The organism is Micromonospora chokoriensis (assembly GCF_000718555.1).
Lineage (GTDB): Bacteria > Actinomycetota > Actinomycetes > Mycobacteriales > Micromonosporaceae > Micromonospora > Micromonospora chokoriensis_B.
On sequence record NZ_JOAN01000026.1, the window covers coordinates 34,337 to 58,396 of the forward strand.

At 70.6% G+C, this 24,060-nt stretch carries 23 protein-coding genes; 17 read left to right on the forward strand and 6 right to left on the reverse strand.

The genetic code is table 11. The features are described 5' to 3' along the window. The first annotated feature begins 30 nt into the window (after nucleotides 1-30). The 5 genes from IF46_RS0127975 (at nucleotide 31) to purB (ending at nucleotide 6,766) form a co-directional block, all read left to right on the forward strand. Nucleotides 31-1,323 carry an acetyl-CoA C-acetyltransferase gene (locus IF46_RS0127975; RefSeq protein WP_030491386.1) on the forward strand — a complete coding sequence of 431 codons (1,293 nt, stop codon included), beginning with the start codon at nucleotides 31-33 and terminating at the stop codon, nucleotides 1,321-1,323. Nucleotides 1,324-1,870: 547 nt separating this feature from the next. Then, nucleotides 1,871-2,881, forward strand: coding sequence for a glycosyltransferase family 2 protein (locus IF46_RS0127980; RefSeq protein ID WP_051724230.1), 1,011 nt, complete (start codon nucleotides 1,871-1,873; stop codon nucleotides 2,879-2,881). Further along, nucleotides 2,874-4,106 carry a hypothetical protein gene (locus tag IF46_RS0127985; RefSeq protein WP_030491388.1) on the forward strand — a complete coding sequence of 411 codons (1,233 nt, stop codon included), beginning with the start codon at nucleotides 2,874-2,876 and terminating at the stop codon, nucleotides 4,104-4,106. The genes IF46_RS0127980 and IF46_RS0127985 overlap by 8 nt, the downstream gene beginning before the upstream one ends. Further along, nucleotides 4,045-5,280 carry a hypothetical protein gene (locus IF46_RS0127990; RefSeq protein ID WP_030491389.1) on the forward strand — a complete coding sequence of 412 codons (1,236 nt, stop codon included), beginning with the start codon at nucleotides 4,045-4,047 and terminating at the stop codon, nucleotides 5,278-5,280. Before IF46_RS0127985 ends, IF46_RS0127990 begins: the two co-directional genes overlap by 62 nt. Before the next feature lie 61 nt (nucleotides 5,281-5,341). Then, entirely contained in the window at nucleotides 5,342-6,766 is a 1,425-nt protein-coding gene (gene purB / locus IF46_RS0127995; protein ID WP_030491390.1) for an adenylosuccinate lyase, read from the forward strand. Nucleotides 6,767-6,870: 104 nt separating this feature from the next. Here purB and IF46_RS0128000 read toward each other — a convergent pair whose 3' ends face one another. Then, the gene (locus tag IF46_RS0128000) at nucleotides 6,871-7,431 is read right to left on the reverse strand and encodes a YbjQ family protein (protein ID WP_030491391.1); all 561 of its coding nucleotides are present in this window, start codon (nucleotides 7,429-7,431) and stop codon (nucleotides 6,871-6,873) included. Between the two features lie 407 nt (nucleotides 7,432-7,838). On the opposite strand from IF46_RS0128000, the gene purS reads away from it, so the two are divergent. The 4 genes from purS to IF46_RS0128020 are packed head-to-tail and all read left to right on the forward strand — an operon-like array spanning nucleotide 7,839 to nucleotide 12,258. Continuing rightward, nucleotides 7,839-8,102, forward strand: coding sequence for a phosphoribosylformylglycinamidine synthase subunit PurS (gene purS / locus IF46_RS0128005; protein WP_030491392.1), 264 nt, complete (start codon nucleotides 7,839-7,841; stop codon nucleotides 8,100-8,102). After that, nucleotides 8,099-8,782, forward strand: coding sequence for a phosphoribosylformylglycinamidine synthase subunit PurQ (purQ, locus tag IF46_RS0128010; RefSeq protein WP_030491393.1), 684 nt, complete (start codon nucleotides 8,099-8,101; stop codon nucleotides 8,780-8,782). Before purS ends, purQ begins: the two co-directional genes overlap by 4 nt. A 46-nt stretch (nucleotides 8,783-8,828) precedes the next feature. Beyond that, on the forward strand, nucleotides 8,829-11,498 hold the full coding sequence (gene purL / locus IF46_RS32910; protein ID WP_036393524.1) for a phosphoribosylformylglycinamidine synthase subunit PurL: 2,670 nt from the start codon (nucleotides 8,829-8,831) through the stop codon (nucleotides 11,496-11,498). 4 nt (nucleotides 11,499-11,502) lie between these two features. Further along, the gene (locus IF46_RS0128020) at nucleotides 11,503-12,258 is read left to right on the forward strand and encodes a 2-phosphosulfolactate phosphatase (protein ID WP_030491394.1); all 756 of its coding nucleotides are present in this window, start codon (nucleotides 11,503-11,505) and stop codon (nucleotides 12,256-12,258) included. A 120-nt stretch (nucleotides 12,259-12,378) separates the two neighbouring features. Here IF46_RS0128020 and IF46_RS0128025 read toward each other — a convergent pair whose 3' ends face one another. Further along, nucleotides 12,379-14,316, reverse strand: coding sequence for a carboxypeptidase-like regulatory domain-containing protein (locus IF46_RS0128025; protein ID WP_232234195.1), 1,938 nt, complete (start codon nucleotides 14,314-14,316; stop codon nucleotides 12,379-12,381). Nucleotides 14,317-14,519: 203 nt separating this feature from the next. On the opposite strand from IF46_RS0128025, the gene IF46_RS0128030 reads away from it, so the two are divergent. The 5 genes from IF46_RS0128030 to amcA all read left to right on the forward strand — a co-directional run bounded on the left by IF46_RS0128030 (nucleotide 14,520) and on the right by amcA (nucleotide 19,175). Beyond that, complete coding sequence (locus IF46_RS0128030) at nucleotides 14,520-14,831, forward strand: sterol carrier family protein (RefSeq protein WP_157563586.1); 312 nt, start codon at nucleotides 14,520-14,522, stop codon at nucleotides 14,829-14,831. Nucleotides 14,832-14,998: 167 nt separating this feature from the next. Then, entirely contained in the window at nucleotides 14,999-16,537 is a 1,539-nt protein-coding gene (gene purF, locus IF46_RS0128035) for an amidophosphoribosyltransferase (RefSeq protein WP_030491397.1), read from the forward strand. A gap of 57 nt (nucleotides 16,538-16,594) precedes the next feature. After that, on the forward strand, nucleotides 16,595-17,749 hold the full coding sequence (gene purM, locus IF46_RS0128040) for a phosphoribosylformylglycinamidine cyclo-ligase (protein WP_030491398.1): 1,155 nt from the start codon (nucleotides 16,595-16,597) through the stop codon (nucleotides 17,747-17,749). A gap of 126 nt (nucleotides 17,750-17,875) precedes the next feature. Then, nucleotides 17,876-18,979, forward strand: coding sequence for a cyclophane-forming radical SAM peptide maturase AmcB (amcB, locus tag IF46_RS0128045; RefSeq protein WP_332261506.1), 1,104 nt, complete (start codon nucleotides 17,876-17,878; stop codon nucleotides 18,977-18,979). After that, on the forward strand, nucleotides 18,948-19,175 hold the full coding sequence (amcA, locus tag IF46_RS0128050; RefSeq protein ID WP_030491400.1) for a multiple cyclophane-containing RiPP AmcA: 228 nt from the start codon (nucleotides 18,948-18,950) through the stop codon (nucleotides 19,173-19,175). The genes amcB and amcA overlap by 32 nt, the downstream gene beginning before the upstream one ends. A 136-nt stretch (nucleotides 19,176-19,311) precedes the next feature. Here the strand turns inward: amcA and IF46_RS0128055 are convergent, their stop codons facing one another. After that, on the reverse strand, nucleotides 19,312-19,527 hold the full coding sequence (locus IF46_RS0128055; protein WP_030491401.1) for a DUF3073 domain-containing protein: 216 nt from the start codon (nucleotides 19,525-19,527) through the stop codon (nucleotides 19,312-19,314). A 300-nt stretch (nucleotides 19,528-19,827) separates the two neighbouring features. Next, nucleotides 19,828-20,910 carry a Leu/Phe/Val dehydrogenase gene (locus IF46_RS0128060; RefSeq protein WP_030491402.1) on the reverse strand — a complete coding sequence of 361 codons (1,083 nt, stop codon included), beginning with the start codon at nucleotides 20,908-20,910 and terminating at the stop codon, nucleotides 19,828-19,830. A 193-nt stretch (nucleotides 20,911-21,103) separates the two neighbouring features. On the opposite strand from IF46_RS0128060, the gene IF46_RS0128065 reads away from it, so the two are divergent. Together IF46_RS0128065 and IF46_RS0128070 are read left to right on the forward strand one after the other, a co-directional pair. Continuing rightward, nucleotides 21,104-21,943 carry a hypothetical protein gene (locus IF46_RS0128065; protein ID WP_030491403.1) on the forward strand — a complete coding sequence of 280 codons (840 nt, stop codon included), beginning with the start codon at nucleotides 21,104-21,106 and terminating at the stop codon, nucleotides 21,941-21,943. 251 nt (nucleotides 21,944-22,194) lie between these two features. Further along, nucleotides 22,195-22,404, forward strand: a complete 210-nt coding sequence (locus IF46_RS0128070; protein ID WP_007073996.1) for a BldC family transcriptional regulator — start codon at nucleotides 22,195-22,197, stop codon at nucleotides 22,402-22,404. An 84-nt stretch (nucleotides 22,405-22,488) separates the two neighbouring features. Here the strand turns inward: IF46_RS0128070 and IF46_RS0128075 are convergent, their stop codons facing one another. Next, nucleotides 22,489-22,878 carry a PPOX class F420-dependent oxidoreductase gene (locus IF46_RS0128075; RefSeq protein ID WP_030491404.1) on the reverse strand — a complete coding sequence of 130 codons (390 nt, stop codon included), beginning with the start codon at nucleotides 22,876-22,878 and terminating at the stop codon, nucleotides 22,489-22,491. A gap of 54 nt (nucleotides 22,879-22,932) precedes the next feature. Here IF46_RS0128075 and IF46_RS0128080 point away from each other — a divergent pair, with 54 nt between their 5' ends. After that, complete coding sequence (locus IF46_RS0128080) at nucleotides 22,933-23,712, forward strand: class I SAM-dependent methyltransferase (protein WP_030491405.1); 780 nt, start codon at nucleotides 22,933-22,935, stop codon at nucleotides 23,710-23,712. A 49-nt stretch (nucleotides 23,713-23,761) separates the two neighbouring features. Here IF46_RS0128080 and IF46_RS0128085 read toward each other — a convergent pair whose 3' ends face one another. Next, nucleotides 23,762-24,049 carry a hypothetical protein gene (locus IF46_RS0128085; protein ID WP_030491406.1) on the reverse strand — a complete coding sequence of 96 codons (288 nt, stop codon included), beginning with the start codon at nucleotides 24,047-24,049 and terminating at the stop codon, nucleotides 23,762-23,764. Between the last annotated feature and the right edge of the window lie 11 nt (nucleotides 24,050-24,060).

The following is a 24,060-nucleotide window of genomic DNA, read 5'->3' on the forward strand; positions in this document are numbered from 1 at the left end:
TCGAGCAACACATGTCGAGGAGGCGGATCGGTGCAGAGCATCCGGCGGGTCGCGGTCATCGGGGGCAACCGCATCCCCTTCGCCCGTTCCAACTCCCGCTACGCGGACGCGTCCAACGCGGACCTGCTCGGCGCGGCGCTCGACGGGTTGATCGCCCGCTACGGGCTGGCTGGGCAGCGGGTCGGCGAGGTGGTGACCGGGGCGGTGCTCAAGCACTCCCGCGACTTCAACCTCACCCGCGAGGTGGTCCTCGGCTCCCGGCTCGACCCACACACCCCGGCGTACGACATCCAGCAGGCCTGCGGCACCGGCCTGGAGGCGGCGATCCTGGTCGCCAACAAGATCGCCCTCGGTCAGCTCGACGTTGGCATCGCCGGCGGTGTCGACACCACCTCCGACGCCCCGCTCGCCGTCAACGAGGAGATGCGCCGCACCCTGCTCAAGCTCAACTCGGCCCGGACGCTTGGCGAACGGCTCAAGATCGCGGCGAAGCTGCGCCCACTCCAGCCGTTCAAGCCGGAGATTCCGCGCAACGCCGAGCCGCGTACCGGCCTGTCCATGGGTGACCACGCCGCCCGCACCGCAGTGGGCTGGCAGATCGACAGGCGATCCCAGGACGAGCTGGCGCTGCGCTCACACAAGCGGCTCGCCGCCGCGTACGACAGGGGTTTCTTCGACGACCTGATGACGCCCTACCTGGGGCTCACCCGGGATCAGAACCTCCGCCCGGACAGCACCCTGGAGAAGCTCGCCTCGCTGAAGCCGGTCTTCGGCACCCGCGGCCCGGACGCCGAGCAGGCCACCATGACCGCCGGCAACTCGTCGCCCCTCACCGACGGCGCGTCCACGGTGCTGCTGGCCAGCGAGGAGTGGGCGGCGGCGCACCACCTGCCCGTGCTGGCCTGGTTCAGCTGGTCGGAGACGGCGGCGGTGGACTTCGTGCACGGCGACGAGGGTCTACTGATGGCACCCGCGTACGCGGTGCCCCGGATGTTGGCCCGGGCCGGGCTGACGTTGCAGGACTTCGACTACTACGAGATCCACGAGGCGTTCGCGTCGCAGGTGCTTGCCACCCTCGCGGCCTGGGAGTCGCCAGAGTTCTGCAAGGACCGGCTCGGCCTGGACGCCCCGCTGGGGGCGATCGACACCGACCGGCTCAACGTCAACGGATCGTCGCTGGCCGCCGGGCATCCGTTCGCCGCCACCGGCGGGCGGATCGTGGCGACCCTGGCCAAGCTGCTCGCCGAGCGGGGCAGCGGACGCGGACTGATCTCGATCTGCGCCGCCGGTGGCCAGGGCGTGACCGCCATCCTGGAACGCTGACCCTGACCCTTCTCCGCGATCTTGCATTTTCTGTCGCGACATAAGTGGCCATTCTGCGTATATCGGCGACCGAAACTGCAAGATCGGCGTCGGCGTCGGCGTCGGCGTCGGCGTCAGGCGGAGGCTGTTCGTCAACCCGCACTGCCTCGTCGATCAAGGAGTTGTGGTGGGTGACAAAAGTGCCTGAATCACACCAATTCAGGCACCATAACTCCATGATCGACGAGGCCGGATCGGCGGGGGTGGGGCGTTTCCAGAGTGCACCGTGTCTCTTGGCCCAGCAGCGATCGCTGAACGCAACGTTGTTGACGTCCGCACCCGGGCTCGGTCCGGCCCGTGGGCGGGTAGCGAGAGTGCGGACAGCCCAGGGGTCACGCTGCGCCTGGTTTGTGGGTCGGGCGGAGATATCGAGGCATCCGCCAACGGGCGTTAACGATCCGTTCAGGAGTCGGCCCGCTGGTGGAGGGTTTACCGCGCGATCGTGATCGTTGCCGCGCCCTCGGTGCGGATCGATCACTCCTGCGTGCGGAACGGGGCCGTTGTCACCATGGAGTCCGCCCTTCCACGGACGACCACCCTCTCGGTGGTTATCCCCATGTTCAACGAGACCGCGGTCATCCCAGCCCTGGTCGCCCGGCTGCGGCCGGTGCTCGACGCGCTCGCCGTCGACTACGAGGTGGTCGCCGTCGACGACGGCAGCCGGGACGACACCGTGTCGGTGCTCTTCGACCACGGGCGGGACTGGCCGCAGCTGCGGGTGCTCCGGCTGCGGCGCAACAGCGGCCACCAGGCGGCGTTGACCGCCGGCCTGCACCGGGCCGTCGGCCAGTGGGTGGTCAGCCTGGACGCCGATCTGCAGGATCCGCCGGAGACCATCGCCGAGATGCTCCGGGTGGCCCGCGAGGACGGGGTGGATGTCGTCTACGGCGTGCGCGCCGACCGCAGCACCGACACGGTCTTCAAGCGCAACACCGCCCGTGGCTACTACTGGGCGATGCGTCGGCTCGTCGGTGTCGACCTACCCGCGCAGGCTGGCGACTTTCGGCTGCTCAGCCGGGACGTGATCGAGGTCCTGCGCCAACTGCCCGAACGTGCCCCGGTCTACCGGCTGCTGGTGCCGTCGCTCGGTTTCCCCAGCGCCGAGGTGCGCTACGACCGCGAGGCCCGCGTTGCCGGGGAGACGAAGTACCCGCTGCGCCGGATGGTGGCCCTGGCCTGGGAGAGCACGGCGAACTTCTCGGCCGCGCCACTGCGCCTGGCCACCTGGATGGGGATGTCGAGCTTCCTGCTCTGCCTCGCCCTGATCGTGTTCGGCATGGTCGTCCACGTCTCCGGTGCCACCATCCCCGGCTGGACCTCGATGTTCGTCGCGGTGCTGCTGCTCAGTGGGGTGCAGTTGGTCTGCCTCGGCCTGCTGGGCGAGTACGTCGGCCGGATCTACGCCACCGTGCAGAACCGGCCCGCCTTCCACATCGGGTTCGACTCCCTCGACGAGTTGCCGGGCGCCGAGACGGCAGCGCGGGGCCGGGTCGACTCCGTGGTTGGCCTCCGTGGCTGACACCCTGCTGGCCGAGCGGGTCGACACCCCGGCCCCAGCCCCGGCCTCGCGTCGGCATGCTCTCGTGCCGATCCTCAGCGCGCTCCCGTGGGTGCTCGTGATCGGCGCACTGCTGGTGGTCTGGTCACGCGGCAGCGTGCCGGTCCCCGACCTCGCACGGTTCTCCGCGTACTGGGTCCTCGCGCTGGTTCTCCCCGGGACCCTGGTGCACCGCGCGCTGCGCGGCAGCAGGGGCAACCTTCCCGAGGACCTCGGCTACGGCGCGGCCACCGGCCTGCTCCTGGAGATCGCCGCCTGGGCGTTGGCCGCGGCGACCGGTCAGCAGTCCCTGCTGCGGTGGTGGCCGCTGCCCGTCCTCGTCGCGTTCGCCGCCGTCCCCGGGCTGCGCCGGCACTGGCGGGTCGGCGAGCGCCGTCGGCTGCCGATCGCCTGGCACTGGGGGATGGGCGCTGCGCTGCTGGTGGTGCTCGCCTGGGGGTACACCCAGTGGCGGATGGTCGCGCTGCCTCCGGTCTACGGCGGCTACTACCAGGACGTGCTCTACCACCTGGGTCTGGTGCAGGAGCTGACCCGGGCGATGCCGTTCGAGTTGCCGCACGTCGCCGGCGAGGCCCTGCGCTACCACTACCTGTCCGACGCGCACATCGCCAGCGGCAGCATGATCACGGGCATCGCACCGACGATGGTGCTGATGCGACTCTGGCTGGTGCCGGTGGTCGGTACTGCGGTGATCCTCGCGGCCGGTCTCGCCCGGGACCTGAGTGGGGCCGTCTGGGCCGGCCCGGTGGCCGCCCTCACCGCCTTCACCGGAGCGGCGGTCACGCTCGGCTCGCCGGTGGGCGTGTCCGGCGAGATGCCGCTGTCGTACGCCAGCCCCTCCCAGACGTACGTGCTGGTGCCGTTGTTGCTGCTGGCCGGGCTCATCATCGACGCGGCCCGGGGGCGTGCCCTCGGGCCGGCCTGGCCGCTGGTTCCAGCGCTCGGGCTGGTCTGTGCGGGGGCGAAGTCCAGCGCGTTGCCGCCGCTGATCGCCGGCCTGGGCCTCACCGCCGTCGTGTTCTGGTGGCGCAAGCGGCAGGTTCCACGACCCGCTCTGGTGGCGCTTGCCTGCCTGGTGGCGGCGATGGCGCTCGGCTTCCGGCTGCGGGGCCTCCACGCTGCGCGTGCAGGCGTTGGCGTTGCTGCACTTCGTCGCCCCGTACGCCGAGACCCTCGGGCCGGGTGACGGAATCTGGCCGAGTGCCCCGCTACCACCGGGCATCAACGACGGTGGCGTCCTCGGGTGGCTGCTGGCGTTCGCCGTGGTCGGCTGGTGGGTGCTGGGTCAGTCGCCCCGGTGGGTGGGCATGAGCCTGCTCGTCGACCGTGGGCACCGGGCCGATCCGGCCGTCTGGCTGCTCGCCGGCACGGTCCTAGCCGGGGCTGCCACCACCTGGGTGTTCCAGCACCCGTCGATCAGTCAGATCTACTTCTGGATGGGTGTCATCCCGATCGGCGTCGTGCTGACCACCTGGTCCCTCGCCGAGGCCCGGGCGCCCTGGCCGGTGCTGGTGGTGCCCGCCGTGGCCGGCGCGCTGGCGGGGCTCGCCACGGCCGGCACGGTGGTGGGCTTCGCCGTGCCGAGGATCAGCCGCCCCGGCACCCCCACCACCTCGACGATCGAGGGGTGGCTGCGGGTACTGGGTCTCTCGGCCGCACGGTACGTGCTGTTCGTGGCGGTGGCCGCCGCGCTCGCCGTCGGGGTGGCCGCCCTGTGGCGGCGTCGCGTCCCGGCGCCGGTTTCGGTGCCGCCGGCTTCGGGGGCGGGCTCGGGAGCTCGTCGGCGGACGGCGACGATCGCCCTGGCCGGGGTCGCCGCGGCGATGCTCGGTGCCAGCGCCGCCGTCGTCGTGGGCGGGACCGTCCGCTCGGTGCTGACCGAGCCGGGGCCGCCGGCCACCGGGCCGCAGCCGTACGCGCTGACCGCCGACGAGATGCGCGCCGCGCTGTGGCTGGACGACAACGCCGCCGACGACGACGTGGTCGCCACAAACGTGCACTGCCGGCCGGTGCAGACCACCCCGCACTGCGATGCCCGTGCGTTCTGGGTGACCGGCCTGGGCGGGCACCGCACGGTGGTGGAGAGCTGGGGCTACACCGACGCGGTAGTGGCCGCGCACGGCGTGCAGAACCTCGGGTACGCCCGACAGAGCTTCCCCGACCCGGCGCTGCTCGCGCTCAACGACGGGGTGTTCAGCGCGCCGACCCTGGCCGACCTGGACCGGCTCCGGACCGAGCACGGGGTCCGGTGGCTGTTCGCCGACAGCAGGGCCGGTGCGGTGTCGGCGGAGTTGGCCCGGCTGGCCCAGGTTCGGCTGGTCGCCGGCCCGGTCACCGTCTACGAGCTGAACCGCCCCTGACGGTCTCGACAAACCCGGCCCGGTCCCGGCCTCTACCAGCGGATGCGAAACAATGAGGTACGTGACGACGATCCCCAACGTGCTGGCCAACCGGTACGCCTCGCCCGAACTGGTCGCCCTCTGGTCCCCGGAGGAGAAGGTCCGGATGGAGCGGCGACTCTGGCTCGCCGTGCTCCGCGCTCAACGCGACCTTGGCGTGCCGGTGCCGGACGGTGTGGTCGAGGCGTACGAGCGGGTGCTCGACCAGGTCGACCTCGCCTCGATCGCGGAGCGGGAGCGAGTCACCCGGCACGACGTGAAGGCCCGGATCGAGGAGTTCAGCGCGCTCGCTGGGCACGAGCACGTGCACAAGGGGATGACCTCTCGGGACCTCACCGAGAACGTCGAGCAGCTCCAGGTGCGCGCCTCGCTGGAGCTGATCCGCGATCGGGTGGTGGCCACCCTCGCCCGGCTTGCCTTCCTGGCGTACGAGCACTCTGAGCTGGTCATGACCGGCCGGTCGCACAACGTGGCGGCGCAGGCCACCACGCTGGGCAAGCGCTTCGCGTCGGCGGCGGAGGAGCTGCTGATCGCGTACGAGCGGTTGGAGGAGCTGATCGCCCGCTACCCGCTGCGGGGGATCAAGGGCCCGGTCGGCACGGCCGCCGACCAACTGGACCTCTTCGACGGCGACGCCGACAAGGTGGCCGAGCTGGAGCGGCGGGTCGCCGAGCACCTCGGCTTCTCCCGGGTGCTGGACAGCGTCGGGCAGGTCTACCCGCGCTCGCTCGACTTCGACGTGCTGGCCGCGCTTGCCCAGACCGCTGCCGCGCCGTCGTCGCTGGCCACCACGATCCGGTTGATGGTCGGCCAGGAGCTGGCGACCGAGGGCTTCAAGCCGGGTCAGGTCGGCTCCAGCGCCATGCCGCACAAGATGAACACCCGCTCGTCGGAGCGGGTGAATGGCTTCGCCGTGATCATCCGGGGCTACCTGTCGATGGTCGGTGAGTTGGCCGGTGACCAGTGGAACGAGGGGGACGTGTCCTGCTCGGTGGTCCGTCGGGTGGCGCTGCCGGACGCGTTCTTCGCCGCCGACGGGCTGTTCCAGACGTTCCTCACCGTGCTCGACGAGTTCGGCGCGTACCCGGCGGTGATCAACCGGGAGTTGGAGCGCTTCCTGCCGTTCCTGGCCACCACGAAGATCCTGGTCGCGGCGGTCCGTCGGGGCGTCGGCCGGGAGGTCGCCCACGAGGTGATCAAGGAGCACGCGGTCGCGGTGGCACTGGGGATGCGCGAGAAGGGCTCGCCGGAGAACGACCTCTTCGACCGGTTGGCGGCGGACGGCCGACTCGGCCTGTCCCGCGCCGACATCGACACCCTGGTCGCCGACCGCAGCGCCTTCGTCGGCGCAGCGCAGGCGCAGGTGGCGGCGGTGACCCGCCGCATCACGGAGGTGGTAACGGCCCACCCGGAAGCCGCCACCTACAGCCCGCCCCCGATCCTCTAACCCCCACCCCCGCCCCGGGCTGCCCCCGATTGATCATGAAGTTATTGCCGTGACACGCCGATCCGGTGGGCAATAACTTCATGATCAACGGACATGGGGTGGGGTTAGGGGTTTGGGGTCTCGGCGGCGGAGCTTAGGTTGGGGGCGCTGGCCGGTTCGGCGATGCCGCCGAGAGACTCGGCGAAGGCCGGATCGGTGGCGGTCTGCGCGGCGACCGCCGGCTGGTCGGCCGGCATGGTCTCAGGCATCGTGGGTACGGCGACAACCGCCGTTCCGTACGCGCAGATCTCCATCCACATCTCGCCGCAGTCCCGGCTGTCGAACCGCATGCCGATCACCGCGTTCGCGCCGAGCCGCAGGGCCTCCTCGCCGAGTCGGGTCACCGAGTCGGTACGCCACCGGGTCAGGTTGTCCGGGGCCATCGGGTCGTACGCGCCACCGCGCAGGTTCTTGACACCCTCGCGGTACGGGTTGCGCGTCCGTGCCATCGATGACACCACCTCACCGAGAATCTGGCGGATCTCGTAGCCGGGCAGTTGCTCTGTCGTCACGACCAGCACGTTTCCGATGCTGTCAGGAGTGGCGCGACCCGATCGGGTGCATTGTTCACCTGATCGGATGCTGCAAAACGGCGCGGCGCGGACGGCCGGCACGTGCCCGACCATCCGCGTCGCGCCGGGCGCTAACCGTCAGACACCGGCCACCGAGGTGATCCAGGCCCGGTTGTACGCAACACTGCCGTAGTTGTGGATGTTCGACCCGTCGGCGGTGGAGGCGGGTGCGGCGAATCCGAATCAATCGACTTCCATCGATGCGCGGAAGGGCTTCCGGCGGCCGTTGTCAAGAATTTGATCGAGGTTGCCCAATGTAACGATTTGGCTACCCGCTACGCCGTATATGCCCTGCTGAGGGCACCTTTCCCGCCCGGCGGGGCACCCTGAGCGTCGGCGGTGCCGAGCACCGCCTGGAGTGCACCCGGCCGGTGCGTCCGCAGCGATATCTGCCAGGTAGGCTGGCTGCGCTCGCCCGTTGTGGGTCGGCACCCAACTGCGTACACAGTCAGGAGTGCCCAGTGCCTCGCGTCGTCGTCGACGTCATGCTCAAGCCCGAGATCCTCGATCCTCAGGGCCAGGCCGTCGCAAACGCGCTGCCCCGGCTCGGCGTCGGTGATGTCGCCTCGGTTCGGATCGGCAGGCGCATCGAGATCGAGTTCACCGGTGAACCGGATCTGGACCGCGCTCGGGAGATCGCCGACAAACTGCTCGCCAACCCGGTCATCGAGGACTTCACCGTCCGCCTGGTCGAGGCCGACGAGACCGCGGACGCCCGCTCGTGACCGCCAGGGTAGGTGTGGTCACCTTCCCCGGCTCGCTCGACGACGGGGACGCGGCCCGCGCCGTCCGGATCGCCGGCGCTGAGCCGGTCCGGCTCTGGCACGGCGACCCGGATCTGCACGGTGTCGACGCGGTCGTCCTGCCCGGCGGGTTCTCCTACGGTGACTACCTGCGCTGTGGTGCCATCGCCCGGTTCGCCCCGGTGATGGAGACGATCGTGGACGCCGCCCAGGGTGGTCTGCCGGTGCTCGGCATCTGCAACGGCTTCCAGATCCTCTGCGAGGCGCACCTGCTGCCCGGCGCGCTCACCCGCAACCAGCACCTGCACTTCCGCAACCGGGACCAGGTCCTGCGCATCGAGTCGGCCGGGACCGCGTGGACCAACGCGTTCCAGCCCGGCCAGGAGGTGCTCATCCCGGTCAAGAACGGCGAGGGCTGCTACGTCGCGGACACCGCGACGCTGGACCAGCTCGAAGCCGAGGGCCGGGTGGTCGCCCGCTACGTCGGCGGCAACCCCAACGGATCCCAGCGCGACATCGCCGCGATCGCCAACGCCGCCGGCAACGTGGTCGGCATCATGCCGCACCCCGAGCACGCGGTGGAGGCGCTCACCGGCCCGTCGCTGGACGGCCTCGGCTTCTTCACGTCGGTCCTCAAGCACCTGGTCGGGGCGCCAGCGTGAGCGCGAGGAGCGAGTCTGGCGGGCACCTGCGCAGCGAGGAGAGGTCATGACCACCCATCCGGACCCGGTACGGGACACTCCGGAGGCGTACTCCGCCCCGGCGCAGCCGGCCGAGCCGAGCGCGGCGCAGCCGGTCGCACCGGCGACCGCTCCCGCTCAGCCGGCCCCCGCCGCCTGGACCGACGGCCCGGACACTGTGCCGCGCGCCGCTGGCACCCCGGGCGAGCTTCAGCCGTACACCGAGCTGGGTCTGCGCGACGACGAGTACGACCGGATCCGGCAGATTCTCGGCCGCCGTCCCACGCAGTCCGAGCTGGCGATGTACTCGATCATGTGGAGCGAGCACTGCTCCTACAAGTCGAGCAAGGTGCACCTGCGCCAGTTCAGTGAGAAGGCCCCGCCCAGCGACCGGATGCTCGCCGGCATCGGTGAGAACGCCGGTGTCGTGCAGATCTCCGACGAGCTGGCGGTGACCTTCAAGGTCGAGTCGCACAACCACCCGAGCTTCGTCGAGCCGTACCAGGGTGCGGCGACCGGTGTCGGTGGCATCGTCCGGGACATTCTCGCCATGGGTGCCCGCCCGGTCGCGGTGATGGATCCGCTGCGCTTCGGTGCCGCAGATCACCCGGACACCGCCCGGGTGCTCACCGGCGTGGTCGCCGGCGTTGGCGGCTACGGCAACTGCCTGGGCCTGCCCAACATCGGTGGCGAGCTGGTCTTCGACCCCTCCTACCAGGGCAACCCGCTGCTCAACGCGCTCTGCCTGGGCGTGCTGCCGGTCAGCCGGCTGCAGAACAAGGCCGCCGCTGGCCCGGGCAACGTTGTCGTGCTGATGGGCGCCAAGACCGGCCGCGACGGCATCGGCGGCGTCTCGGTGCTGGCCAGCGCCACCTTCGACGAGGGCAGCGAGGGCCGCCGCCCCGCCGTGCAGGTCGGCGACCCGTTCACCGAGAAGCTGCTGATCGAGGCGTGCCTCGAGCTGTACGACGGCCAGCTGGTCGTCGGCATCCAGGACCTCGGCGGCGCCGGTCTGACCTGCGCGCTGACCGAGACCGCCGCAGCGGCCAGCACCGGCATGCGGGTCTGGCTGGAGCGGGTTCCGCTGCGCGAGCCCTCGATGGACCCGCACGAGATCCTGGCGAGCGAGTCGCAGGAGCGGATGCTGCTGGTCGTCGAGCCGGACAAGCTCGACGCGGTGCTCAAGACCTGCGAGAAGTGGGGCGTCCTCGCCACCGCGATCGGTGAGGTCACCGCACCGGAGCCGGACGGCAGCCCGGGTCGACTGGCGATCACCTGGCAGGACCACCTTGTCGTCGACGTGCCGCCGGGTTCGCTCGTCGACGACGGCCCGGTCTACGCCCGGCCGATGCGCGAGCCGGCCGACCTGATCCTGCTGCAGGCCGACCGGGCCGAGACCCTGCCCCGGCCGGCCGACCCGGAGGCGCTGCGGGAGACCGTACTGCGCATGATCGCGTCGCCGAATCTGGCCGACAAGACCTGGGTCACCGAGCAGTACGACCGCTACGTGCTGGGCAACACCGTGCTCGCCCAGCCGGAGGACGGCGGCGTGATCCGGATCGACGAGCGCACCGGTCTCGGCGTGGCGCTGTCGTTGGACGGCAACGGCCGGTACGCCCGACTGGACCCGTACAACGGCACCAAGCTGGCCCTGGCTGAGGCGTACCGGAACGTGGCGGTGACCGGCGCGAAGCCGATCGCCGTGACCAACTGCCTCAACTTCGGCTCGCCGGAGGACCCGGGCGTGATGTGGCAGTTCGCCGAGGCCGTGCGCGGCCTGGCGGACGGCTGCCTGGAGCTGGGCATCCCGGTGACCGGCGGCAACGTCAGCTTCTACAACCAGACCGGCGCGGCGGCCATCCACCCGACGCCGGTGGTCGGTGTGCTGGGCGTGCTGGACAACGTCGCCGACCGGGTGCCGATGGGCTTCGTGCCGCGCGCCGGTGGCGACCACGACCAGCTCTACCTGCTCGGCGAGACGAACGTGGAGCTGTCCGGCTCGGAGTGGGCCTGGGTGACGCACGAGCACCTCGGCGGTATTCCGCCGCACGTGGACCTCGCCCGGGAGAAGGCGCTCGCCGAGTTGCTGGCCGAGGCGGCCCGCGTCGGTCACCTCAGCTCGGCACACGACCTCTCCGACGGGGGCCTCGCCCAGAGCCTGGTCGAGTCCTGCCTGCGTCGCGGCGTCGGTGCCCGAGTGGCGGTGCCGGAGCAGTTCGCCGAGGGCTCGATGCCGTTCGTCTACCTGTTCAGCGAGTCCGCCACGCGGGCGCTGGTCTCGGTGCCGCGCGGCCACGACAAGGCGTTCGCGGCGCTCTGCGCCGAGCGGGGCGTGCCGTTCGAGCTGATCGGCGTCACCGACCCGTCCGGCGGTGCGCTTGAGGTGCACGGTCAGTTCCGGATCGGCCTGGACGAGCTGCGCACCGCGCACACCGAGACGTTGCCGCGCCTCTTCGGGGGCTCGGCGGTCGTCGAGGTGCCCGCGCCGGCCGCCGGTGTGGCGGGTGCGGTCGAGGCTGTTCCGCTGCCGGTCGCGCAGGCTGAGCCGGTCGACGCGGCGGCGGTGGTCTCCGAGCCGATCGCCTCCTCGGGTCCTTCTCCGCAGACCGGCGCGGTCGAGCCGGTCGAGGCAGAGCAGCCCGGTGGGGCGTCCGAGTCTGACTCCGGTGTCACCGAGCCGTCGCCTGACGAGCGCTGAGGCGTTGACGGCCGCTGTCTACGGCCAACCCGGTTCCGGTGCCCGGTTCGACTGGGGGCTGACCGGGGCGGCCGAGCTCGGTCGGGTCTGCGCGGCGCTGGTGGTGGTGGACGTCCTGTCGTTCACCACCGCCGTCGAGGTGGCGGTTGCCCGGGGGATGCGGGTGCACCCGTTCCCCTGGGGTGAGCAGGCCGCCGAGTACGCCGTGCGGGTCGGCGCAATCGCTGCGGTCGGTCGTCGGCAGACGACCGCGGAGCATCCGTGGTCGCTCTCGCCAGCGGCGCTGAGCAGCGCACCCGCGGTGGCGGACCTGGTGCTGCCCTCCCCGAACGGCTCCGCCATCAGCGCCGCCGCCAGTGCCACCGGCCTGCCGGTGGTCGCTGCGTGCCTGCGCAACGCGCGCGCCGTCGGGCGTTGGCTGCGCCGCCAGGGGTACGGCACGGTGGATGCCCCGATCGGCGTGATCGCCTCGGGCGAGCGGTGGCCGGACGGGTCGCTGCGTCCGTCGGTAGAGGATCAGCTCGGTGCCGCGTCCGTGCTGGATGCCCTCTCTGGTGTGCCGGGTGGGCTCTCGGTGGAGGCGGCCATGGCGCTCGCCGCGCTGGCGAGCACCCCGGATGTGCCCGCCGCCGTGCGTGGCAGCGTCTCCGGTCGGGAGTTGACCGAGAACGGCTTCGCCGGGGACGTGGATGTCGCCGTTCGAATCGGCGTGTCGGACGTCGTGCCGATGCTCCGCCAGGGCGTCTTCTCCGCCGCCTGACCGCGCCGACCGCCCGCACTCCGCACTCCAGGAACGCGAGATCGGCGCGGTTGGGTTGGTCTTCGACAGCGAAACGGCCACCCGGATCTCCGGGTGGCCGTTTCGCTGCGCTGTCGTGGGTTAGTCGTCCAGCCAGTCGAGGCGGCGACCGCCGCGCTCGGTCGGCGGCGGGGCGTCCGGCCGGTTGCGCCCGGCGGGCTGGTCGTAGCCGCCCTGGTCGTACCCGCGGTCGTCGTATCCGCCGCCGCGTTGCTGCGGGGGCTCTTGGCCGTAGCCGCCGCCCTGGTCGTACCCGCCGGCGGGCTGGCCGTAGCCGCCCTGGTCGTACCCGGTGGCGGGCTGGCCGTAGCCGCCGCGTTGCTGCGAGGGCTCCTGGCCGTAGCTGCCGCCCTGGTCGTACCCGCCGGCCGGTTGGCCGTAGCCACCCTGGTCATAGCCGCCGGCCTCCGAGCCGCCGTACCCGGCGGTCGGCTCGGCAGCGCGCCCGCCGTACGGGGCGGTGGGTTCGGGTTGGCCGTACCCCTGCCCCTGCTCTGGCTGGTAGACGCCGGTGGCGTACGGGTCGGCCGGGGCCGGGTACTGGGTGTTGTCGCCGCTGTACCGGCCGGTCGGCTCGTCGAACCGCTCACCGTAGGCCGCTGGGCCAGCGGGAGCCGGCGGGTAGGCGGCGGTGCCGCCCGCGGCGTTGTAGTCACGACTGTCGTAGCCGCCACCGGAGGCCTGAGCGGCACCGTAGCCAGCACCGGAATCGGGCGCGAGAGCGTAACCCGCACTGCTGGGACCTGAGCCGTAGTGGCCAGCAGGGCTGGCCGGCTCGTCGGCGTAGGCGGAGCCGCCCCAGCCCTGCTGGGCCGCGCCACCGTACGCCGAGGCAGGCGCGCCGTACGGGTCCGGCGGGACGTCGTCGACCACCGGGCGGTGCATCATCGTCGGTGCCTCGCTCAGCGCCGCGCCGCCGACCATGGTCGGGTCGGCTCCGCCGGGACGACCGCCGACCACCCGGGTCTGGTCGTCGGGGCCACGGAACCCGCCCCGCGACGGCGGCACCACACCGCCGCCACCAGCGGCAGCCGGAGCGTCGTCGTCGTCGCCGTTCTCCTTGCGCCGCATCCAGAGCAGCACGATCGTGCCGACACCGGCGGCGACCAGAAGACCACCGAGCAGGATGATCAAGTACGAGCCGATGCCGCCGCTGTCTTCGTCGTTGTTCGAAGCGTTCGCCGGAGCACCATCGCTGGCCTCGGTGGTGGGCTCCTCCTCGGTGCCCTCCTCGTCGGTCACCTCGTCGGTGGGAGTGGCGGACGGGGTGGCGGACGGGGTCGCGCTGGGCGTCACCTCGACCTTGATCGCGAGGCTGATCCGTTGTCCGGTGATGGACTGACCTGCGGCGGCGTTCAAGGACTTGAATGCCTGAATGTTGTCGAACGAGGCGCCCAGGTTGATCCGTCCGGGCGTGATCGGGCTCTGGGTGCTGCCGGTGAACCGGAAGTTGCCGCTGCCGTCGCTCGTGGCGTCGTAGCGGTGACCGGCGCTGTCCTGCAGAATCACGAAAGCGTTCGGCACGGCCTTGTCGTCGGCCTGCGCGACCACCTTGCCGGAGATCGACCGCACGGTCTGATTCTGCTGCGGCGGCGGCGAAGCGGCCTTGCCGACCAACGTGACGTTGGTCGAGGCGCTTCTGCTCTGCTTGATCGCGCCTTCGGAGTCCGTGGCCTTCACGGTGATCGTGGCGCTGCCGTTGGCTGCATCATCCGCGAGCTTGAAGGTGGCCTTGTAGGTGCCACCCGACTTCACCGCGCCGCGGGAGCACCCATCAATGTAGGCCAGCTTCGGGTTGCTCGAGCTAACGCTGATGTCAGCCGGCTCCGCACCCTGGAAGTCGAGCGAATAGCTGATCTCCGTGGTCTTGCCGGCCTCAACGCTGCCTGGCGAGGCCGAGACATCTGAGACGTTTGGTGCAGCCATTGCTGGTGTGGCGGGGACGGCGAGCAGAGCGCCGGCAACCAACGCTGCGACCACACCGGCCCGCTGCTTCCAGGCACGTCGGTGTGTTGACACGTCCACCGCCTTCCGGGCTGACTTCCCTCTGACCGGCGGGGCGCCGGGCCGGGGATCATCACGGTTCGAATACGCCGTCGGCAACTATGCCTTGTCCGACTGCATGAGCGCGACCCAGGGCCAGCGTCGCGTGTCTGACCTCGGGGTCGTATCGTCCCGTCGTGTCCTCTCCGCACAGTAAGTCCGCTGCCGTGACGGCCGCGATGTCGGCGCTCGACGAGGGGCGTACACCCGAACGGCCGGTGTTCCGGGAGGCGGTACGGTCGTTATTGGCCGACCTCGCGGAGCGCGCCCCCGGCCGATCGGTGGAGGTGCGCGTCCCACCATACGGGGCGATCCAGTGCGTACCGGGGCCTCGACACACCAGAGGAAACCCACCAAACGTGGTCGAGATGGCACCGAATACCTGGTTGGAGCTGGCAACCGGCAGGGTTGGCTGGGCGGAGGCGGTCACCGAGGGTCGCGTCCAGGTGAGTGGCAACCGCGCGGACCTCTCGGCGTATCTGCCCCTCTAGTCGACCCGATGTCCACTTGGCGTGACGCTGAGCAGGGAGATCGTGACGTTCTGTACTGACGGCGATTCGCGTACACTGTCAGGCGATGACAGTGGTCCCGGCAGAGGACTGTGGATCCGCCCGTGATCCCCGCCCAGCCGGTCCAGACCAGCATGAGGGAGCGGTAGGTGCCCCGAGGCGACGGCCGGCTGAGCCACGACCTTGACCCCCAACGACCTGGCCCACAGGATGCCTGCGGCGTCTTTGGCGTCTGGGCCCCCGGCGAAGAGGTTGCCAATCTGACCTACTTCGGCCTCTACGCTCTACAGCACCGCGGCCAGGAGGCGGCGGGCATCGCGGTGAGCGATGGCTCCGGCGTGGTGGTCTACAAGGACCTCGGTCTGGTGGCGCAGGTCTTCGACGAGCCCACTCTGGCGAGTCTGCGCGGTCACCTGGCGATCGGGCACGCTCGATACTCCACGACCGGCGCGTCGAACTGGGAGAACGCCCAGCCGACGATCCGGTCGACCAGCTCCGGCACGACCATCGCGCTGGCCCACAACGGCAACCTGGTCAACACCGCCGAGCTGGAGAAGGAGGTCGCCGAGCGCGGCCTCATCGCAGACGGTTCGACAAACGACACCTCCCTGGTGACGATGCTGCTCGCCGGCCGACCGGATCTGTCGGTCGAGGCGGCAGCACTTGAGGTGCTGCCGCAGCTGCGCGGCGCGTTCAGCTTCGTCTTCATGGACGAGTCGACCCTCTACGCGGCCCGCGATCCGAACGGCGTCCGCCCGCTGGTGCTCGGCCGCCTGGAGCGCGGTTGGGTCGTCGCCAGCGAGACGGCCGCTCTGGACATCGTCGGTGCCAGCGTGGTGCGCGAGGTCGAGCCGGGCGAGCTGATCGCGATCGACGAGAACGGGCTGCGCTCCACCCGGTTCGCCGCGCCGGAGCCCAAGGGCTGCCTCTTCGAGTACGTCTACATCGCCCGCCCGGATGCCACGATCGCCGGCCGCAACGTGCACGCGACGCGGGTGCAGATCGGCCGACAGTTGGCCAACGAGCACCCGGTCGAGGCTGACCTGGTCATCGGTGTGCCGGAGTCCGGCATTCCGGCTGCTATCGGGTACGCGGAGGCGTCCGGCATCACCTACGGCGCCGGCCTCATGAAGAACCCGTACGTGGGTCGTACCTTCATCCAGCCGTCGCAGACCCTGCGTCAGCTCGGCATCCGGCTCAAGCTCAACCCGCTCCGGGAGAACGTCCGGGGCAAGCGGTTGGTGGTCGTGGACGACTCGATCGTGCGCGGCAACACCCAGCGCGCCATCGTGCGGATGCTGCGCGAGGCGGGGGCGCTGGAGGTGCACGTCCGGATCTCCTCCCCGCCGGTCAGCTGGCCGTGCTTCTACGGCATCGACTTCGCCACCCGGGCGGAACTGCTGGCCAACGGGTTGGACAACGACGGCATCCGGCGATCCATCGGCGCCGACACGCTGGGCTACGTCTCGCTTCCTGGCCTGATCGCCGCGACCGAGCAGCCGAAGACCCGGTTGTGTCGGGCGTGTTTCGATGGGGAGTACCCGATCGAGTTGCCGGCCGGCAACCTGATCGGCAAGCACGTGCTCGAAGGGGTGGGCCGACGGGTCGCCAACTCGGCGCCGGAGGCCCCGCACACCAACGACTCGTCCGTCGCCACTCCGGGTGGCGTTACCGCAAACCGCCCGTAGCACCAACCGGCGCGGCCCGGCTACCGCCGGCGGCACCGAGAACCAAAGGGGAGAACCGTGACGCACGTGTCCGAGCGCAGCGGCGCAGGAAGCAGCCCGACCGGCGCTGGCGGCGACCGCCAGCCCTGGACGGCCGGCGCTGGCCGTCAGCCGCGCAAACGCTCGGTTTCGTACGCCGACGCCGGCGTCTCCATCGACGCGGGCGACCGCGCGGTGGAGCTGCTCAAGTCGAAGGTGCGCCAGACCCGCCGCCCTGAGGTGATGGGTGACCTCGGTGGCTTCGCCGGTCTGTTCCGGCTGGACACGAAGAAGTACAAGAGCCCGATCCTGGCGTCCTCCACCGACGGGGTGGGCACCAAGCTGGTGATCGCCCAGCAGATGGACATTCACGACACGGTCGGCATCGACCTGGTCGCCATGGTCGTCGACGACCTGGTGGCCTGCGGCGCCGAGCCGCTGTTCCTGCTCGACTACATCGCCACCGGTGAGGTCGTTCCGGACAAGGTCGCCGAGATCGGCGCGGGCATCGCCGACGGCTGCCGGTACGCGGGCTGCGCGCTGCTGGGCGGGGAGACCGCCGAGCACCCCGGCGTCCTGCGTCCGGACGAGTACGACATCTCCGCGACCGGCGTCGGCGTGGTCGAGGAAGCCGACATCCTCAGCCCCGAGCGGGTCGAGGTGGGCGACGTGGTGATCGCCATGCGCTCGTCCGGCCTGCACTCCAACGGCTACTCGCTGGTCCGGCACGTGCTGCTTGGCGCGGCCCGGATGCGACTGGACATCGTGATCGACGACTTCGGTCGGCAGCGGACCCTCGGTGAGGAGCTGCTCACCCCGACCAAGATCTACGCCAAGGACTGCCTCAAGCTGATCGCCGAGGCCGAGGTGCGGGCGCTGTCCCACATCACCGGCGGCGGCATCCCCGGCAACCTGGTCCGGGTGCTGCCCGAGCACGTCGACGCGGTGGTCAACCGCTCCACCTGGAAGCCGCAGCCGATCTTCGACCTGATCCAGACGAAGGGTCGGATCGACGACCACGACATGGAGTCGACCTTCAACATGGGCGTCGGCATGTTCGCGATCGTGTCGGCCGAGGACGCCGACCGGGCGCTGGCCACCCTGACCGGCCGTGGGGTCGAGGCGTGGCAGGCCGGCGAGATCATCGAGGGCACCGGCAACGTGCAGATGGTCGGTCAGCACACCCGAGGATGATCACCCTCCGGTGATCGTACGGGCACCTGATCAGGGCTTCACCCGAGTGGCCAACGCCGCCTAGCCTGAAGGGCTCAGGCTAGGCGGAGGAGGGCAATGGCTGCTCGGGGACGCTCGTTCAGCGGTATGCGCGGTCTGGCCGCCGTTCCGTCGTACGTCGTCATGCAGCCCACGACTCTCTGCAATCTCGACTGCGCGTACTGCTACCTGCCGTTTCGGGCTGCCGACCGCCGGATGCCGGTGGCGGTGGCCGAGGCGGTCGCGGCCTCGGTCAATCCCTGGGCGACGGCCGGCCGGTTCTCCGTGGTGTGGCATGGCGGCGAGCCGTTGGCGGCGGGCCGGGAGCACCTGGCCGACCTGATCGCGCCATTCGGGCCCGAGGTCGAGCACCACGTGCAGACCAACGCCACCCTCATCGACGACGACTGGTGTGATTTCTTCGTCCGGCACGAGATGCGGGTGAGCGTCAGCGTCGACGGGCCCCGGGCGCGCAACGGCGACCGGGTCAACCGGGGCGGTCAGCCAGCGTACGACCGGATCCTGCGCGGCGTCGCGGCGCTGCGCCGTCGTGCGTTGCCTTTCTCCGCGCTGGCCGTGGTGTCCCGGCCGGAGCCGGGGCTCGCCACCGAGCTGTACGACTACTTCCTCGACCTGGGCTGCGACGTGTTGGGCATCAACATCGAGGAGACCGAGGGAGTCAACACCCGCGACAACCGCCACGACGCTTCGGCGGTGACGGCGTTCTGGGCGGAGTTGGTCGCGGCGTGGCGCCGGGAGCCCCGGATCCACCTCCGCGAGATCGAGTGGTCGTTGCGCTACGCCGCGGCGGTGCTCGACAACTCGGCGGACGGGGTGCTGCCCCGCCAACTGGACCCGATCCCGACGATCGGTCACGACGGCTCGGTGACCGTGCTCTCCCCGGAGTTGGCCGGTTTCACCGACCCCCGCTACGGCGACTTCAGCAGCGGCAACGTGCTGACGACCCCGCTGGCGCAGATCCTCGGCGGTGCGGCGGAGACGCCGTGGGTGAGGGAGTTCCTGGCCGGGGTGGAGGCGTGTCGGCTGTCCTGCCCGTACTTCGGCTTCTGCGGCGGTGGCCATGCCGCCAACCGTTACTTCGAGCTGGGGCGTTTTGACGGTACGGAGACCGAGCACTGCCGCAACAGCAAGATCCGCCTATTGGAGGGAGTGTTGGAGCATGCCCGAGATCACCAGTCACCGGCGGCCTGAGCGCGAAGCGGACGACGGGATCACCGAACGGGTGCGGGACGCGGCTCCTGCGCTCGTCGCGCTGCTTCAGGAGGCCGAGGACGCACGGCGGTTGCGTTCGGAGGTGTCGGGCGGGGACGGCTCCAGCGCGGTCTGCGCCTGGAACCACTTCGAGAACATCCCGACGTTCTACAACTGGAACAACCGCCCACGCTGAGGGGAGCCATTGTCAGGGGCCTGTCGAGCGACCGGATTGACTCCGGTCGGGCCAGGCCCCTGATCGTTGGCGACTGCACCTGCACGGGACGTGCGTGAGCACGCGGGGGTTACCGCGTGCTCAGCTGCATCGGAGATCAGCGGGTCGGACGGACCCAGGGATCCGGATCGTCGTCCGCGTGATCCTCATCATCGTCGTCGACGAACTCTTTAGAGTTGTCGTCGAAGTGGTGCTCAGACTTACCAGCACCCGCCAGTTCGCGCTGCAAGGCGGTGAGGTCGGTGTTCGGGGAGTGGTACTTCAACTCCCGCGCCACCTTAGTCTGCTTGGCCTTAGCACGGCCGCGCCCCATGGCTCGACCCCCTCGCACAGAATGCGGGGCAGCCCGAAGGCGGGCCCCGATGACGTCAGGCATCTCTCGTGGCTCTTACGGTACATGGGGATGCCACCGTTCGGCACCTCGGGTTACCGTCAGCCGGCTCTGCGCGTCGCGTCGATCCGGCCGTCACCCAGTGTACCGGGTAAGGAGCGGATCGGTTAGCACCCGTGACACCGGACAAACCGCATCAAAATTGACCCGGCCTCAGCTTAGCGACAGACGTCGCCGTAGGGGGCCCGGAGGCGGATCTCGTCGATCCGCCTCCGGGAACGCTCAGCGAAGGTGGATCGCGCGCAGCCGGCCGACGTCCGCCATCCGCCGCTCCGCCAGCCGGTCGGCGGCCACGGCCGGCGGCACGCCCTCCGCGTCAGCCAGGTGCAGGATCTCGCGGGTGGTCTCGAAGATCCGGGTCGCCCGCAGCTTCGCCCGGTCGAAGTTGAAGCCCTCGATCTCGTCGGCCACCTGGATGACGCCGCCCGCGTTGACCACGTAGTCCGGGGTGTAGAGGATGCCCCGGTCGGCCAGCAGCTTCTCGATGCCCGGGTGGGCGAGCTGGTTGTTCGCCGCCCCGGTGACCACCTTGGCGCGCAGCGCCGACACGGTGTCGTCGTTCAGGGCGCCGCCCAGCGCGCACGGCGCGTACACGTCGATGTCCGCGGCGACCAGCGCGCTGGCGTCGTCGACGAGGGTGACCTGCGGGTGGTTGGTGCGCACCCACGCCAGCGCCTTCGTGTTGACGTCGGTGGCGACCACCTCGGCGCCATCCTCCAGCAGGTGCCCGGTGAGGTACTTGCCGACCTTGCCCAGGCCGGCCACGCCGACCCGCCGGCCCCGCAGGCTCGGAGTGCCCCACACGTGCTCGGCGGCGGCCCGCATGCCCTGGAAGACACCCCAGGCGGTGAGGATCGACGAGTCGCCAGCACCGCCGTGCTCGACGCTGCGGCCGGTCACGTAGCGGGTCTCCCGGGCCACGACGTCCATGTCCGCCACGTACGTGCCGACGTCGCAGGCGGTGTAGTAACGGCCGCCCAGCGACTCCACGAAGCGACCGTACGCGCGCAGCAGCGCCTCGCTCTTGATCTGCTCCGGGTCGCCCCAGATGACGGCCTTGCCGCCGCCCAGGTCCAGCCCGGCGAGCGCGTTCTTGTAGGCCATCCCGCGGGACAGGTCCAGCGCGTCGGCGAGGGCGTCGTCCTCGCTGGCGTACGGGTAGAAGCGGGTGCCGCCGAGCGCCGGGCCCAGCGCGGTGGAGTAGATCCCGATGATCGCCTTCAGGCCGCTCTGCTTGTCCTGGCAGAACACGACCTGCTCGTGACCGGTCGATACCGGGTCGTCGGTGCTCGCGAATACGCCCATGGTTGGCTCCTACGATGGTGTGCGTCCTTGTGGGACGCGGACCTGGTGGACCCCGGCGGGGATGCTGCCGGTGTGATCGAGCCTAGTATCGGCCGCCGTGCGGGCGCTCGACGCGCCACCGCCGTCCCACGTTGCGGCGCGCGTGCTCTGGCCACTGACCGCGTACGGGGGCGGTTCGTGGGAGGATCGCGCGGTGCCGTCGCTCTTCGCTTCTTACCTGCGCGTGTACGAACCGTTGGCCGCCTTCGATCGAGACCGGCAGAGCTACTGGCGCCGCTATGTCTCCGAAGGTCGCGCAGTCGCCCCGGTCGAGGGGCCCGGTCGGCAGCGGACGGCGGTGATCGAGGCGCTGGGTGCTGGCTGGACCCGGCTGCCCGACCTGCCGGATGAGGCGTACGTCCTGGAGACGGACGACAGCCTGCTGGTCTGCCCCTGGAACCTGCGGATCCGGGTCGCTGAGGCGGCGCTCAGCGCCCGGGACGGGGTGCCCCCGGTGCTCGCCGACGCCTTCGTGCCGCCGGTGCTCGCCGGGCAGGCCAGGGCGGTGGTGGACGACTGGCGCAGTGGCGCCCGGGTGCTGGAGCACGGGGTGCCCCGGGTGCACGAGCAGATCGCCACCTGGGGCGTACCGCTGCGGTGGTTCGTGCTCTTCGATCCGGAAGAGCGGGACCTGGTCACCCAGCCGGGCCGGCGGGCGATGCGCTACCGCACCGAGATCGCCAAGGCTCGACGCCGCTCGTCGCGGGCGCTGTCGGTGCTGCGCAAGTCGGTGGGTGAGGCGCCGATCACCGAGGCGGTGGAGGAAGCGGCGCGCTGGTTGGAGGAGTTCCATCCGCGGTCCGTGGTCGAGCTGGACTACGGCGGTCTGGTCGACCTGCTCTCCGACGAGACCCTCGCGGCGGACGACTCGCCAGAGTTGGTCGCCGGCGGCCTCGCGGGGCTGTCGCGCGGCGAGGCCGAGGAGGCATCTGCCGCGTACGACAAGTTGGTGGCACGGTGGCGCGCGGTGCAGCTGTTGGAGCGGTGCAACTAGGGGCAAATCGCCCTTGGAGCGCTCCCAAAATGAGGTGTGCTCGTAGTTGACGCATCACGAACCGTGATCATGAGTCCGAATAAGGTACTTTCTGCTATGTAAAAGTCGTAAAAATCGGGCATGGTTCATCCGTCCGTCTAGGGACCTTCATCCGTTCGGCCCATGTCGGACATCGGGGACTAGCCGGACCATGGGAGACGCGTCGGCCGGCGGGACCCCGGCCGATGTCTATACATGTGGAGGAGTGACCGATGGCATCGCGAACGCACGAACCAGAGCCGCTACTCACGCCGGCCGAGGTGGCGTCGATGTTCCGGGTCGACCCGAAGACGGTGACCCGGTGGGCCAAGGCTGGCAAGCTCAGTGCCATCCGCACCCTGGGTGGCCACCGTCGGTACCGTGAGTCGGAGGTCAGGGCGCTGTTGCAGGGCCAGATCCCGCAGCAGCGGCAGGGCGACTGAGCCGGCATAGTTTTTTCGTCAGGGGCGGTGGATCTCGATCCGCCGCCCCTTTCCATGCCCACCGAGCCCGACGCCAGCGGTGGGTCAGCGCTGCGGTTCGGCCAGCGTCACCCGGATGCCGACCGTGCCGCCCTCACCGCGACGCAACCGGCTGCCCAGCAGGCTCAGTCGGCCGATCAGGCGGTACTTGTGCTTGAGCAGGTCGCGGACCCGGCCGGTGTCGGTGCCCCCGTAGATCGTCGCGTGAGCTGACACCTCCGCCCCGTGCGGCCGACCCCGCACGTCGCACGGCGCTACGGTCACCTCGCCGTTGCGGCGGATCCGCTTCACCTTGCCCGAGTCGGCCCGGGTCCAGACCGCCAACGCCTCGCCGTCGCGCACCGCCCAGACCGGGGTCGGCACCGCCCGACCGTCCTTGCGGAAGGTCGTGAGCAGGATGTATTTCTCAGCCGACAGCCGGTCTAGCGTGGTCACGCCGCCAGGATACGGCCGCTGCGGGCCACTGAGTGGCCGGATAGCGTGAACGCCGTGACGGTTGAGCCTCTAATCGGTGACGTGATCGGCGAACTGCTGCGGGACACGCTCGCCGTGGCGACCGGAGTGGGCCCCCGCCCGCTGGTCGGCGGTCGACTACCGCGACCCGTCATCGAGATCATCGAACGGGACGACGGTCTGATCAACGGCGCCCCGGCCGCGCACTACCTGGACGGGCCGGCGGACTGGCAGCCGTACGACCACCGCGCGGTGGACCAGGCCCACGGCGAGACGCTGGACATCGGCACCGGAGCCGGCCGGATCGCGCTGCAGCTCCAGGAGCGCGGCGTACCGGTCACCGGGCTGGACACCTCCGCGGGTGCGCTGGCGGTGAGCCGGCGTCGCGGGGTCGAACGGCTGGTGCACGGTACCGTCGACTCGCACATCGCCGACGGTTCGCGGTACGACACATTCCTGCTGCTCGGCAACAACCTCGGGCTGTTCGAGGGGCGGGAGCGTGCCCCCGGGTTCCTGGCCGCGCTCGCCGCGCTGGCCCGACCGGGAGCGCAGATCATCGCGCAGGGCACCGACCCGTACGGCACCCGCGACCCGCTGCACACCGGCTACCACGAGCGCAACCGTCGGCGCGGCCGGCTCGGTGGCCAGCTACGGCTGCGGCTGCGCTACCGCGAGTTGAGCACCGAGTGGTTCGACTACCTGGTCTGCTCGGCCGACGAGTTCGCCAGCCTGGTGCACGGCAGCGGCTGGCGGCTGACCGATGTGGACGACCGCGACGCCCCCTACTACCTGGCCACCCTGCGCCTGGTCGGCTGAGCGACGGCCCCGGCCTCCGCAATGGCGCAGGCCGGGGCCGTCGGACGACTCAGACCTGGACGGTCGGGGGGAGCTGCTCGGGCGGGAGACCGCCGTCGCCGTCGACCACCTCGTCCGGCTGGCCGTCCTCGTCGATGTCGACCATGGTGATGTCCACCTTGCCGTCACCGTCGGTGTCGAACTGGAACAGGTCGGCCTTGCCGTCGCCGTCGGTGTCCACCACCCACACATCGGTCTTGCCGTCGTTGTTGGTGTCGGCGCGCAGCAGCTCGACCCGCTCGTCGCCTCGGGTCTCCACGATTTCGGAGTCGGTGACGCTCTCCGGTGCCTGGCTCATGTCGATGCGGT